Below are 14,322 nucleotides of genomic sequence, written 5' to 3'. Positions count from 1 at the left end.
AAACAGGAAGGAGAGCGACGATGGGCCTGAAGCAGGACATCGTGATCGTCAATGAGTTCAGCGTGCCGCTGCCCGGCGGCAAGGGATCGCGCGGCGCGACACCGGGCGACTACATCACCCGGTACATGGCCCGCGAGCAGGCGACGGAGTCACTGGCTCCGATCCAGCGCCTGCGCACTGACGATTTCATCCTGCGCTACATGGCACGGGAGTCCGCCGTCGAGCGCGTCGGTATCTCGCGGGGCGCCGCGAAGCATGAGATGCGCCAGGCCCAGGGCAAAGGCGGCGTGGCTTTCGGCTACGGCTCGGTCTCGCTCTCCGACGAGCAGCTCAAGGCGGCCAGCAAGGACATCCAGCACTACTTCGACGCCGGGCACACCGTATTGAAGACCGTGCTGTCCTTCGACGAGGAGTACCTGCGGAAGCACAAGATCGTCGACGAGGACTTCCACTGCGAAGCCCGCGGTGACTACCGCGGCCACATCGATCAGATGAAGCTGCGCATGGCGATCATGCACGGCCTGGAGCGGATGAGCTCGGGCACCAGCGGCTTCGACGACCTGCGCTACGTCGGGGTCATCCAGGTCGACACCGAGCACGTGCACTGCCACCTGGCCATGGTCGACGGCGGCCGGGGCCAGGTCACGACGAACGGCACACAGCGCGGCAAGCTGCTGGACCGGCACAAGTCCCGGCTTCGCCGCGGCGTCGATGCCTGGCTCGGCGAGAAGCAGGCAGTGGCTCACCTCTCCAACGCCGTCGGCTACGAGCGGCGCAACGTCACCACCTTCATCAAGCGGTGGGCGCACGAGCGAATCCGCGCCGAGTCCCTGCCGCAGTTCCTGCTCGCCTGCCTGCCTGCGGACCGAACGCTGTGGCGCGCCGGCTCGAACGACGCTCGCATGCGCAAGGCGAACCAGCTGGTGACCGAGCTCGTGAAGGAGCAGCTCGAACGTGCCGGATCCCCGATGCCGGAGGCCCTGGAGCGAATCGTGGACTACGCCAACGAGCGCCGCGCGAAGGAGTCCCTGAGCACGGAGGAATGGCAGAAGCTGGTCGCGCAGGGACGCGTACAGATCATGGAGCGCGCCGTCAACGGCGTCTACCAGATTCTTCGGGCGATGCCGGAGTCGGAGCTGCGGGTGCGCACGCCGATGCTCGAAGTCATGGGGATGGACTATCAACAGATGGCGGCGCTGGCCGCGGATCGGCAGGGGAACGACGAGAACGCGGAAGCTGATCTGCTCTCCTTCGGCTTCCGGCTGCGCAGCTACGCCTCACGTCTGCAGCACCACCGGGAGAAGGTCGGGGTCTACCGCGACCTCGCGCACCAGTGGGAACAGGCCGATAAGGCCGGCGTGGCCGCTGAGGACTCGCGCCCGCTCTACGACTTCTACCGCTTCGAACATGGCTACCACCGGCGGTTGGTGAGCAAGTACAGGCGCTTCCTGCCCTTCCTCGGGGACGCCGGCCGGTGGTACGAGCAGCAGCAGGAGGTGGCGGCCTACGGCCAGCGGCTGCTTTCGCTCATGGCGCTGCGCGCGGATGCCTCCCTGCAGCGGATGAAGGACCCCGAGGAAGCCGAGAACCTGGGCCGGACAATTTACGATCAGCCCGGCGGCAGGCTCCTGACCGAGGGCAAGCGCGGCCGGGCGGTGCTGGACGCGCGCATCCGGACGATGAAGCAGTCCTATGACCAGAAGCTGGACGGCTTGCGGGCCGACCTCGCTTCCTCCGGCCTGGTGCTGAGCGTGGGGTCGAGTGCCGAGGATCCGGCGAGTACGGAGACCGACGCGGTCAACACGGACTTTGAGATTGTTGCCGGTGCCGCGTATGACTTCGACGAGGTCAAGGCCCTGGACCTGCACCACCTGGGCTACGACTTCGTCACCGACGTCGAGATCGGGCCGCACGCACGCCAGAACTTCGTCGAGACGACCAGGGATCGCCGGCGGCTGCTGCTGGCGGCGATGGACTACCTGGACCAGTCCGGCCAGGCCGAGGCAATTCCCGATCTGCCGGTGGACGATGTCGCGGCGATGACACGGGTCTCCCGGGAGCTGACGCCTCAGCAGACGGACGAGGGATCTGGCTCGCTCGTGTTGCGTTCCCGGATAGCGGAGCTGCGCGGCGAGCGCGAGCGGGCCGAGCGGATGCGGCGGTCCAAGGCTTCGTCGCTGGACGCCGGCCTCGTCGTGCGGGTCCAGGCCCAGGTCGATCAGGCTGTGACCACAGCGGATGCCGGGATGGCATTCGACTCGCATCCGACTTCTATCTCGACCGACTTGGAACGTGACCAGAAAGACTACTTGAAAGTCTTGCCGTATGCTCTATGGCAGTAATAGCGTGAAGGGCGTTCGGCGGGGACCCGACTCCTTGTCCGGCGATGTGACTGATCGCGGGCCGCCTTGTCAGGTGGCAGTCGAAACAAACGGAAGGAAGAGATAGTGGCACTTCTCAAGGGCAAGGGCGCGATGACCGGAATCAACCTCATCGCGAAGGTCTACAAGAACGGTGTCACCAAGGACGGCAAGTCCCAGTACGCCGACGTCCAGCTCGACGCTCGAGATCCGCGCGGTCCGGAACAGACGAACCTGCATCTGAAGTCCGATCGGGTTCAGGGTGAGGACGACAAGGTCCGCTACAACAACGGCGCTCCGTACTCCACCGGTCAGATGGAGGAGATCGTCAAGGTCGCGGGTCCGAACACCGAGCCGATCCTGAACAAGGACGGCAACGAGGTCGGCACCATCTACGGCTTCAAGGGCAACGTGATGCCCGCGACGCGCGGCACTGGCCTGGTGGTCAACACCAAGTCCGTCGAGGCCTCCGAGTTCAAGGTCGACGACAAGACGCTGGACAACCAGTTCGCGTCCATGCGCGCCGCCCGCGAGGCAAGGACGGCGGCCAAGGAGTCGCAGGTTCAGGCCCCGGCTCCCGAGGCCAAGCAGCAGGCAGCCGAGGTCGAGGTCGATGAGCCGGCGGTCGGCTGAGACTGAGGTTGAGTCAAGCCTTATTCGAAAGGCTCCTGGATGTCACTTGGCGAACTCGCGGTCGTCGCAAGCGGAATGCTCGCTGTCGCGGGTGCCTCGACATACTCGCGGCGCCGCTCTCGTCAGGGCGATCAGCCGGCTTCGCACGGGCCCATGCTTGGTGCCTTCCCGGTCGCCGGCTATCCGGATCCGCGTAGCGGTGTTGAGACATTCGCGGCCTTCACGCAAGCGGTGCCACGATGCTGGCGGGCGATCAGATCAGCTGCCATCCATCACGCCTGCCGGGAGCCTCGCGCACACCGGAGCGGACGGGAACACGACGCTGGCCCTCACCGGGGCCGGCACCTACGGCTGGATCCGCCAGGACATGATCAAGTTCCCCTCGCCGACTGACTCCGGCTCCTGTACGGCCGCTGCCATCCCGAAGCGGCGGCCTGGGCAGACCCCCTCCCCACACTCGGAATAGCTACGCAGCTCCAGGCGCGTGCCGGCAGCCGCGGCCGTCCCGGCTTTCGCGCTGCCTGCGCCAGCGAGCGTGCGGTCAGTCCTCTTCTTGGAGTACGTGTTGTCAACTACTCGTGCGTTCACCCCAGTCCCGTCGATTCCTGCTGCACTGCCACCCAGTCCTGACCGCGAGCGGCTGTCCGTCGTCTGGGTGCTGGTGGTGGGCGCCACCCTGATCCGCGCTGCGGGATTCAGCTTTCCGTTCCTCTCCTACCGTCTCGCTGAGCTGCACTTCTCCGCCCAAGGGGTCAGCGTCGTGCTCGCCTTGTTCGGTGTCGGCTGGCTCGCTGGTCAGATCCTCCTGGGCCGGGCAGCTGACGCTCTGGGGCGTCGTTCCACGCTGGTCGGTGCGATGGTTCTGGCTGCCCTTGCGCTGCCCGTCCTGGCCGAAGCCGCGACCCCGGTCACTGTTGCGGCGGCGGCCGTCGTCGCTGGTCTCGTGTATGACGCGCCGCGTCCGGTCATCTCCGCAGTGGTCGCGGACTACGTCCCGGACGACGTCACCCGAACACGCATCGCGGGGTGGCGACATTTCGGGATCAACGTCGGTGCCGCGATCACCGGCGGTGCCGGCGGTCTCCTGGTGGACATCACCGGCCTGTCGGCCTTGTTCTGGATCAACGCGGGCGCCTGCGCCCTTTTCGCCCTGGGCGCGCTGCGCTACCTGCCCGCAGACCAACCGAAACCCACGGCTCCGACGGACACCGGCAACCTCCGCACCGCGCTGCGCGACCTGCGGCTGTGGATGCTGTGGTGCGCCAGCTTCACCGCTCTGATTCCAGTGGCAGGGCTTTTCAGCATTCTCCCGCTGCTGATGACCGACGCCGAACTGCCCGCGTCCGCCTACGGCTGGACGCAGGTCGCCAGTGCCTGCGCGGTACTCGTGCCGTCCGTACCGCTCAACGCCTGGCTGGCACGCCGGGCCGCCCGAGGCGCCTCGCTGGTGCCGCTACTCGCGGTCAGCGCGCTGATCCTGGGCCTCGGCCTCGGCTCAGCTGGCTTCGCCACTACCACCCTGGGGTACGTGTTGGCGGCCTGCGTCGGCATACCCGGCGAGATCATCCTCTTCGTCACCGCAACCATGATCTTGGACCGGCTCGCCCCCGCGCACGCACGAGGTCTGTACGCAGGAATCTGGGGAGCCACCCTGGCGGCCGCTGTCATCTGCGCGCCCCTCATCGCGGGCTGGTCCCTCACCCACGGCGGTCCGCACCTCGTCGCCGCGATGACAGCGCTCTGCGGCCTTCTCGGCGCTGCCCTGTGCGTGCCGCTCGCAGCCCTGATGCGCCACGAGCCGAGCCTACCCACCGCCCCCGCCTGACCTTCCTCCAAGGCCACCTCATCCGCACCCCAGCCCCTCACTGCCCATCCCATCCGACACCCCCTCACCCCCTGGAGATGTCATGTCCTCACGTTCGTTCCTCCTCCTGATCGGAGCCGGCGGGGACGGCGGCGCCCCCTACCGCGAATTCGTCCTGTCCCGCATCGCCTCCGCGGGACACCCCATCGTGCTCGTGGACACCGCTGCGCCCGCATGGACGATCCCCTACCTGGCGCCCGACCACCCCCACGTCTGCGCAGACCTGAGCGATCCCGCCGCCGTGGCCGCCGCGGTCAAAGCCTTCGCCGCGGACCACAACATCGGCGGCGTCATGGCCTACATGGAGCACCACGTGGTGACCGCGCCCGAGATCGCCCAGATGCTGGGCCTGCCTTCGAGCTCTGCGGAGGCGATGGCTGCTGCCCGGGACAAGGCCACCACGCGTCGGCTGCTCGACCAGCACAAGGTCCCCTCCGCCCGAGCCATGGAAGCGCCCACCCTGGAAGCGGCTCTCACTCACGCCGACACGATCGGATATCCGGTGATGGTCAAGCCCCGGTCACAGGCCGGCAGCGCCGGCGTTGTCCGTGCGGACAACCGCGGCCAGATCCATGAGGCGTACAAGCGGGCCAGCAGCGAGACGGTGGCCGGTCTCGAGCAGTACGGCCCCGCCGGTGTGCTCGTCGAGGAGTACCTCGATGGAGCGGAGATCAGCGTGGAAACCGCCGTGCTCGGCGCGGGACAGTCCCGCATTTTGGCCGTCACCCGGAAGCTGCCCGCACCGCCTGGAACGACGCAGGAGTTCGGGCACGTGATCGACGCCGCCGACCCCCTGCTGCACGATGCCGACCTCGCACATGTCATCTCCGCAGCCGTCGACGCCCTCGGCCTCACCCTCGGAGTCCTGTGCATCGAGGTGATGCTCACCGCGACTGGCCCGCGCATCGTTGAGATCAACGGCCGGCTGGGCGGCGATCTCCTGCCCCTCCTGGCCCAGCACGCTCTCGGAATAGACCTGGCTCAGATCGCCGCCGCCCTCGCCACCGGCACCATTCCGGCGCTGGAACCCACGACCCACGCGGCCGCGGCCATCCGCTTCGCCTATCCCTTCGAATCCGGCGTACTGGAGCGCCTGGCGTTACACCCCGCCGTCGGCCGAATACGCGAACTGGAGCGGGCCGTTCTCAGCCAGCGACCCGGGGCCTTCGTGTCCGCTCCGCCGCACTCCACGCTCGATGACCGACTCGCCTACTGGGTGGTCACCGGCCCGAACACAGCCGACTGCCACACCTCCCTGGACCAGGTCGCCCAGCTCATCGACGTCGCCATCACCGCTCCCGCCGCGATGACCCACTGCGTCCGCTAACTGCCCGGGCAGCTCGCGCCGTCGAACCGGCAGTCGTACTCATCATCTCCACCTCACCTGCTGGCTCTTCCTGGCAGTTCATTAGGCAAGTCACTTGTCGGAATCAAGACTGTCGGATTGCACACAGACCGGCGCCAGCGTTGGTGCAGCCGCCAACCGAGCCCACGCGAAGCTGCTCACCATCACGATACGGACGTCGGCTATTCTGCGATGCGCTTCGGGCATCCGAAGCGGAGGTACGGAGCCACTACGCAAGCGCTGCACCCGTTACTGCGGTCGTGCTGTGCGTAGCACAAGCTGTCCTCTGCAGGCGCATCAGATACACGGCGGCCGTAGGCTGCCATACGAATGGGGTGGGGATTGTCCAGTCATCGGCTGTCTAAAAAGGGCCGCTACATAGCCTGGGCGACGACGGGTGTCGTCGTCGCTGCGGGTGCCGGAATCGCAGCACAGACGTCCATGGCGGCCACCGTATGGCCTGCGCAAAAGACCTACACCGGTCGAGCGTTCGATACGTGCACTGCGCCCTCTCTCGCAGCGATGAAAGCGTGGAACACCAAGTTCTACGGCGCCGCCGCTGTCTACATCGGCGGCAAGAACCGTGGCTGTGCCCAGCCCAACCTGACCAAGTCCTGGGTGAAGTCGGTCAACGCCACCGGCTGGAAGCTCATCCCGCTCTACGTCGGCGCGCAGCCGCCCTGCCAGAAGAGCGCGAACCCGGAGAGGCTCACGTCATCTACGGCCGCCTCCCTCGGCGCGAGTAACGCCAAGGACGCGGTGGCCAAGGCGTCAGCGCTCGGGATGAAAGCCGGGAGCCCGATCTACCTGAACATGGAGTCGTACGACATCACCGACAAGGCGTGCAACGACGCCACCCTCACCTACGTGCGCTCCTTCACCAAAACGCTGCGGAACGCAACCTACCGTGGCGGCCTCTACGGCTTCAGCAGCTCCAGTGCCAAGGCCATCGCCACCGCCACGAACAAGACGGACCTGCCAGGCAACCTTTGGTACGCGCTGTGGGACAAAAAGAACACGACCACCACCGACTGGCCGTGGAACCCCGCTCAGTACACCAACCACAGCCGCGGCCACCAGTACATGGTCAACAGCAGAGAAACGCGGGGCGGTTACACCATCACAGTCGACCGCAACGCCTGGGACGCCCCTGTCGCCATCATCGGCTGAGAAGCTCTAACCAAGCGAGACCCCGGCTGGTTGGGGGAGGCCAGCCGGGGCAGCTCAGGGGCGCACGGGGTACCCGAAGGGTGAGGTTACTGCGTCACCGTTGGTGTGCGCCGGTTCCTCTCGGCCCGTACTTCCATCAGGGACACCGCGATCGCAGCCAGGAGCAGGGGGAAGGCGACAGCGTTCGCGACCTGGGGGACGTCAGCGGCTCGCAGCAGGCTGGCTGCGATGGACAGCACAAGAAGGCTGAGGGGGAGGAACCTGCGCCACGCGGGCAGGCCGCGCATTCTGGCGACGCGCGCCGAGTACCACAGGGTGAAGCCGAGTATGGAGATGCCGATGATGGCGATGACGAACAGCATGAGTGTCTCCCGTGCGGGGGTGGGCAGGCTTTCACCAGTTGTTGAAGGCTGTAAACGGATGTGGCGCTCCGCAGACGGATCCGCGGAGCGCCACATTACTCAGGTTCGGTCAGTGTCCGGGTCAGCCTCTGGTGTAGACGATGCGGTAGTAGGAGACGTAGGTCCGTGATGTTCGGGCCCAGCTCCAGCCGCCGGTGCGGGTCCACTTGTAGCCCGACCATGCGACGCGGTACGTGGTGCGGTCGCGGTAGGAGTACTGGTAGCGGGTCTCGAAGGACGCGAGGATCTTCTGCCGGCCCCAGCCGTACCAGGCCACCACCTTGCACTTGAAGACGTACTGCTTGCGGTACTTGTACTGGCGCTTCCAGGAGCTGATGGGCAGCGGGCCCCAGTCACCGCTGACGACGTCCCAGAACCAGTGGTAGTTGTAGCTCTGCCAGCTGCCATAGCTCCAGCCGGTGGTGCGCAGGACGGTCGTATAGCTGCGGCCGGTCCAGGCGTGCTTGGGGACTCGGCAGGTCGCGCAGCCGGTCACGTCCTCGTTGTTGATCGGGTCGGCGCAGGCGTAGTCGTAGGCGTTGCAGCTGCCGCCGGGGACGGGGTCTGCCGACAGGAAGCGCCCCAGGGTGGGGCTGTAGAGGCGCACGCCCATGAGGGTGAGATCCGTGAGGGTCTCGCCGGAGCGGTGCTGTCCGCCGTGCCAGCCATAGCGGGTGGCGGCCTGGTCCGCGGTGCGGTTGCCGTACTCGTCGGTGTTGAGGACCGTGGCGGCCTGTCCGGCGGTGGTGGGCAGCTGGATCGCCACGTCACCGTGCAGGTTGACCAGTTGCAGGACGGTTCCGCCGGTTTTGGCGGTAGTCGCGGCGAGCTGGCCGTCGAAGCCGTTGACGCTGCGGGTCAGGGCGCCGGTGGTGGTGTCTTCGACGATCCAGCGCGGGGTGTCGGCGTCGGAGCTGTAGTGGTTGAGTTTTGACTGGGTCTTGGTCCAGGTGCCCGAGGCGTTGGTCTCGACCGTCCAGGCGCGGGAGCGCAGCTGGGAGTCGAGGGTCCAGATCTGGCGCTGGTTTCCGGTGGCCTGCTGGCGGACCAGGTCGTTGGTGTAGTACGCCAACGTGGTGCCGGGGGCTGCGGTGGTGCGGCCGAAGGCATCGTAGGAGTAACCGGCGTCGACCAGGCGGTCGGCGCTGTCGTAGGTGTGACTGGTGGTCGTCGCACCTGCGGTGGTGCACTCCAGTCCGGGGGCCGCAGCCGCGGTGGCCAGGGTCTTGCGGTTGGAGTTCTTGTCGAAGGTGTAGCTGCGGGTTACGCAGGTGCCGTCGACGGCGTCGTCCGCTGCCCGGGCGAGTCGGCCGGCCTTGTCGTAGGTGTAGGTCTCTCCGGCGGTCTGGCCGGCGGAGCCGGTGTAGGAGGAACGCTGCCCGTGAACGGTGGGCACGATGGTTTCGGAGAAGAGGACTTCCCCGTCGCTGTCGCGGCTGTAGCTCCGGTCGGTGGGCATGCCTGCCGGGTTGGTGCTCTGGCGCATGGTGAAGCCGCCGGGCAGTTTCCGGGTCAGGACCTGGCCATCGGCGTCGTAGGTGACGGTGAACTTACCCGCTACCGAGTCGGTGATGGAGGTGGGAAGTCCCCGGGGGTCGGTCGTGGTGTCGTAGCCGTAGGCGGTGCTGGAGGGGATGTTGTCGCTCACCAGGAGCGGCTGCCCTTCGGCGTCGTACTGGCTGGTGGTCACGCCACCGTCGGCGTCGGTGTAGGAGATCAGCCGTCCGAGCTGGTCGTAGTCCTTCTTGACCGTTCCACCGTCGGCGGATGTGATCGTGGCGACCTTGCCACTGTCGGGGTCGTACGTCGTGGTCACGGCCGGGACGGCAGTGCCGGTCCCTCCGCTGATGGTGACCTTCGATGCGCGGCCGGCGGCGTCGTAGATGGTGGTCGTGACGCGGGTGCTGCCGTTGGCGGTTTCGGTCAGTTTGGCGGTCTCGCCCCACCGGTCGTACTCGGCGGTCGTGGTCACCAGCTCGGAGGGGTTGGATCCGCCGCCGGTGACCGTAGCGGCCGGGCGGGTCCGGCATTCCTCGTCGGCCCATTCGGGCGTTCCGCCGCAGACGCCTGTGCCGTCACCGGTGTAGTAGTCGGTGATCTGGGTGCCGGCGTCGGTTCCGCTGGAAGCGGGCAGGCTGCGGCTGATCAGGCGCCCGGAGCTGTCGTAGGTGGCCTTCTCGGTGATGGCCAGACCGCTCGGGTCCTGGATGGTGCTGGTGAGCTGGCCCTTGACCCAGTCGTAGACCGTCTGGGTGACCCGCGCGTCGGCCGTGAGGGCCGGCCAGTTGCGCAGTTGTGCGCTCACTGTGCTCTTGGTGACCTTGTCGGAGACGGAGGCCGTGCCATCGGTGGGGCGCCCGTTGTCGTATTCGCTGACTGTGCGGTGCCGGGCTATGGCTTGCTCGCCCGAGGCAGCCACCGTGGTGGTGCCCTCCTTCAGGTCCGCTTCCAGCACGACTCGGTGCAGCGGGCCGAGCGTTTCGATCTCACGAGAGCCGTCGGCGTTGTAGATACCGCGGTTGGAGAGCAGCTCCGCTCGCTCTGCCGTCGGCAGAGCAGTAATACCGAGGTCCGCGAGCTGTGCCTTGGCGGGGTCGGTGCCCCCGAGCGCCAGGGCGCGGTTGGCAGCCGACAGCTCCCTGACCGCGTTGCCGAACTGGTCGTACTCGGTGGTGGTGATGTTCTTGCCGGCGTCAGCGGTGTTGACCTCTCGGCCGGAGCCGTCGAGGTAATGCACCATGGCTCGCCGGTAGTCGCCTGCCGTCAGGGCTTGGCCGTCATTCGAGGAGGGCACCGCGTCGGTGGGGAAGACGGCGGTGGCGTCGGTGGGGGCCTCAAGCTGTCCCCACGCCTTGACGTCACTGGCGCTCAACAGGTGAGGCGCCTTTGTCCCGGTCATCGGAACGCCGTAGACGATGGACGTCTGGGCGGTATTGCCGTCGGCTTCTCCGGCGGATCCGGCCTTGAGGGTCGGCCGGGTGACCTTGAGCAGCATCCCCTCACCGGAGAGCGGGTCGCTGCCCACCTTTCCGTAGGTGAAGCTCCACGGCAGCTGCGCGGGAGGCTTCATCTGGGTGACGCGCCCAGCACTGTCGTAGGTGTAGGACATCTTCAGCGCGGGGCTGATCCTGGGGTCCCAGGTCTCGCGCAGACGCCCGGCGTCGTCGTAGGTGTACGACGCCACAGCGGTCGTGGTGGATGCCGAGGCGCCGGGGGACGTCGCCCACACGCGGATCTCGGAGACCTGGCCCTTGAAGTCGCCCAGGGACGAGCCGGTCGCGGTGGTGGAGGCGGCGTACACGAACTCCAGGACCCGGCAGCCACGGGTCGACGGGGTGGCCTCACAGGTGCCGAGCGTCACCGCGCTGGTGGCCGCGATGACCCGCTTGGGCCGGGCCAGGACCTTGCCGTCAACGGTGACGGCTTCAGAGACGACCTCGGTGGTGGAGTTGGCCTGTCCGTCGATCAGCGAGCGGGAAACGGGCCATGCGGTACTGGAGCCCGCCACGGGGCTGAACGTGGTGACGCTTCCGTCGGTGTTCGACAGGGTGAAGTCACCGGATGTGAAAGCGCCCTTGAGGGTCAGTTCCTCGCTGCCGGGCTCGGGGATCCAGCCGGTCTTGGCTGCATTGGCGGTGAATGAGAACGTCTCCCCGTCCGACGTGACGACGTCCAGGGAGGTTGCCGAGGTCTTGCGCAGCTCGGAGTAGTCAGACTGGACCGCCTGGGCGACCGTACCCGCCACCCACTCCTTGCCGAAGATCGGCGCCTGGCTGTCCTGCTTGGCGCCGGCGTTCGGCGAGCGGGAAGAGACACTGCGGGTGACGGTCATGTCCAGCACTGACACATCCGTGCCCGACAGGGTGAAGTCACCGGTGAGAAGGTTGAGCGAGCCGGGGCCGGCCTCGGCTGCCGCGGCGCCATCAGCGTTGCGGTCGACCACGACCGCCAGCGGCTGAGTCTCGCCGCTGGCACTGACCGGGCCAGTGAAGTCGGCCTTGATCTGAACCGAACCGTCCGGGTCGACTGTGTCAGTGGCGTTCCACACCAGGGCGGCATTCTTGCCGTTCGTCAGCGGCACCGGCCACGTGGTCAGCGGCGTGCCCCCAGCCGTGACGTGACCGGCGGGGATCGGCGTCCACGCATCGGCCTCCGAGCGCCGCCAGGAGAAGGATACCTTGTCGTACTTGCCGGCTTCGGCCTCTGCGACCAGCGGGACGCGGCGTGCGGTGCGCTCGCCGTCGGCCGGCTGAATGAATCCGCCCGGTCCGGCGTGGAAGGTGTACTCAACCGGTTCCGACTTGTTGTCCGCCTTGTCCACGGACCGCACCTGAAGAGTGTGGGTGCCGTTCTTGGGCGGGGTGACGGAAATGGTCTTGTCCGCGCTCGCGCCGCTGGTGGCCACCTTGGACCAGGTCACTCCGTCCAGGGACCACTCGACCCAGTTGTGGTCGGCCGCAGGCGGGGCGACGGTGAAGCTACCGGCCTGCCCGGCCCCCTTGACCCACTTGCCCAACGGGTAGTCCGTCGAGGTGATCTTCGTCGGGGCCGAGGGAGAGCTAGTGTCGACGGTGAACGTCCTCCACGCCGACCAGCCCACATTGTAATGGCTGCCGTCATATGGCGAGGTGCGGAACTTGTAGGTCTTGCCGTTGCTCAGTACGCCGGAGGGCACGGTCACCGAGGCGACCTGCCCGGACGGGACGAACGGCGAGACGATGACGTCGCCGACTTGGGTGTTGGTGGCGTTGTCGAAGATCTGGAAGGTGCCGTTGACCTTGTCACCGTTGGCGTCGACGAACGTGTCGCGCAGCGTGGGCGTGACGGTGTTGACGGTGTAGGCGCCGGAGTAGGAGAAGTACGGGGGACCTGCTTCCTGCTTGGTGCCGGTGCGCGGCCGGTAGTTGTAGGTGACGACCAGCTTGGGCGGGTTGGCGGCGGCGTTGGCCGAGTTGACCCGCTTCCACTGCGCCAGCACATTCTCGTCGGTTGCCCGCAGTCCCATGTGGCCGCGGGTGGCCTTGGCCGACGCCCAGTCCTGTACAAGCGTCGTGACGTTGGCGTTGATCCACCCGTCGGACTGGGTGGTGCACGAGGTGTTGCCGCGTGTTTCGGTGGAGGTGGCCTTCTTGGCCGTCATGGTGGGGCGGTTCGTCCACCGGCTGGACGTCGAGGCAGCACCGGAGGACCACACCTCCCACGGGTATGCCTTGCAGTCCACGTCGTTGCCCGAGTGGAAGTTCCACAGGGACAGCTTCGCGTCGGATACGAGCGCATCCTGGATCGGCGTGGTGTTCCAGGAAATGAAGGACTGTGCGGTGCGGGGGGTGCCGTCGGCGTTCTTCGTTCCCGGGTTGCCCAGGTCGAGCTCGACGTCGTTCGACCAGTCGACGGTCTCGCCCTGTTGGACATAGGTGTCGAAGACGCTGGAGAGAGAGGAGGTGGAGGGGTCCACCGTCACCGGGTACTTCGTGGCCGGGTCGGCGAGGAACTCCGCATCTGGGGTGATCACCAGGTCGACGCTGGAGCCCCTGGCCACCACCTTCATGGCGACCGGCACTCGGCGGGTGTGCTCACCGGAGCGCTCGTCGACGGTGGCGTCCCACATCACCGGCGCAGGCATTAGCGCCTGCTTCTTGTTCCTCTTGTCCGTGAACAGAACGCTGCCGTCGGCCTGCTGCTTGGCTTTCAGACCCTTGGACTTCAGAGGCAGTGTGTACGCGTAGCCGTCGGTAGCAGGCTTCTGCTTGATCTCGACGAACTGCTCGAATCCGGTACGGGTGGCCTCGACCACCACGTCCGCGCCAGGCACGGCGTTGACGTACTCAGCCCGTGTGCCGTCCAGCTTCGGTGCGGGCAGCCCGCCCTTCCACTGCAGCGTGATCTGCTGCTCGCCCTCACCGAGCGTCACCAGGTCCGTCGCCTTGGACGCCTGCGCCGCCTTGAGTGACTTAGCGGGAGTGCCGGTCTTGCCCGCGAGCTTCAGTCCGCGAGGGTGGGCCGTAGGCTCGACCGAGCCGTCAGAGCCCTGAACGAGTTCGAGATCAACATCCCGCCACCCGCCAGTGGTTTCGTCTTCGAACCGGACCGGGCCGGCGGCGAGCTCAGTGGTAAGCGAACCGTCCTTGTTGGCCCAGGTCGTGGACGTCTCGGTCCGCTCTGAGAGGGCCTCCACACGCTTACCGGACAGCCGCGCGGTAACCCGCGCAGATGGGATATCCGCTGCTTGCGTGGCCGTCGGCTTCTTCGGCGCCGAAGGCGCCCTGGACGCCGCGGCGTCCGCAGGACTCGCACCGTCGATGAGCGTGACCGACAGGGCCAGCGTGAGTGTGCCCGCTATGAATCGCAGGCTCCAACTTGACCATGGCGTACCGCGCCCTGATCGCGCGGGTATATGAACCGTCATCATCCCTCGGTCTCTTGCTGTGTGCATTTCACTTATGTGATGCATACGTGAAGGTACCGACAAGGAAAAGACAGGGAAGTGTGACAAGAGGGTTCAAGATCGACAGCGCGACGGAGGGCCACCATGTGAAATACGCCACTACC

The 14,322-nt window shown here is 66.9% G+C and carries 7 protein-coding genes; 5 read left to right on the top strand and 2 right to left on the bottom strand.

Going from position 1 to position 14,322, the window contains the following annotated elements:
- Positions 1–20: 20 nt before the first annotated feature.
- The 5 genes from mobL to ACLLJJ_RS34335 all read left to right on the top strand — a co-directional run bounded on the left by mobL (position 21) and on the right by ACLLJJ_RS34335 (position 7,372).
- The gene (mobL, locus tag ACLLJJ_RS34355) at positions 21–2,342 is read left to right on the top strand and encodes a relaxase MobL (RefSeq protein WP_434598425.1); all 2,322 of its coding nucleotides are present in this window, start codon (positions 21–23) and stop codon (positions 2,340–2,342) included.
- 105 nt (positions 2,343–2,447) lie between these two features.
- A complete protein-coding gene (locus ACLLJJ_RS34350) occupies positions 2,448–2,993 on the top strand; it encodes a hypothetical protein (RefSeq protein WP_434598423.1) in 546 nt (181 codons plus the stop codon).
- A gap of 565 nt (positions 2,994–3,558) precedes the next feature.
- On the top strand, positions 3,559–4,818 hold the full coding sequence (locus tag ACLLJJ_RS34345; protein ID WP_434598421.1) for an MFS transporter: 1,260 nt from the start codon (positions 3,559–3,561) through the stop codon (positions 4,816–4,818).
- 82 nt (positions 4,819–4,900) lie between these two features.
- A complete protein-coding gene (locus ACLLJJ_RS34340) occupies positions 4,901–6,184 on the top strand; it encodes an ATP-grasp domain-containing protein (RefSeq protein ID WP_434598419.1) in 1,284 nt (427 codons plus the stop codon).
- A gap of 360 nt (positions 6,185–6,544) precedes the next feature.
- A complete protein-coding gene (locus ACLLJJ_RS34335; RefSeq protein ID WP_434598417.1) occupies positions 6,545–7,372 on the top strand; it encodes a glycoside hydrolase domain-containing protein in 828 nt (275 codons plus the stop codon).
- Between the two features lie 86 nt (positions 7,373–7,458).
- Here ACLLJJ_RS34335 and ACLLJJ_RS34330 read toward each other — a convergent pair whose 3' ends face one another.
- On the bottom strand, positions 7,459–7,734 hold the full coding sequence (locus ACLLJJ_RS34330; protein ID WP_434598415.1) for a hypothetical protein: 276 nt from the start codon (positions 7,732–7,734) through the stop codon (positions 7,459–7,461).
- Positions 7,735–7,855: 121 nt separating this feature from the next.
- On the bottom strand, positions 7,856–14,089 hold the full coding sequence (locus tag ACLLJJ_RS34325) for a DNRLRE domain-containing protein (RefSeq protein ID WP_434600593.1): 6,234 nt from the start codon (positions 14,087–14,089) through the stop codon (positions 7,856–7,858).
- Positions 14,090–14,322: the final 233 nt, after the last annotated feature.

This window comes from Streptomyces sp. A5-4, assembly GCF_051131715.1.
Lineage (GTDB): Bacteria > Actinomycetota > Actinomycetes > Streptomycetales > Streptomycetaceae > Streptomyces.
The sequence above is the reverse complement of the archived record's forward strand: the minus strand, read 5'-3'. Positions and strand labels throughout refer to the sequence as shown.

Coding starts and splice junctions, on each gene's coding strand:
- mobL (WP_434598425.1), top strand. CDS start 21: ATGGGCCTGAAGCAGGACATCGTGATCGTCAATGAGTTCAGCGTGCCG.
- ACLLJJ_RS34340 (WP_434598419.1), top strand. CDS start 4,901: ATGTCCTCACGTTCGTTCCTCCTCCTGATCGGAGCCGGCGGGGACGGC.
- ACLLJJ_RS34330 (WP_434598415.1), bottom strand. CDS start 7,734: ATGCTGTTCGTCATCGCCATCATCGGCATCTCCATACTCGGCTTCACC.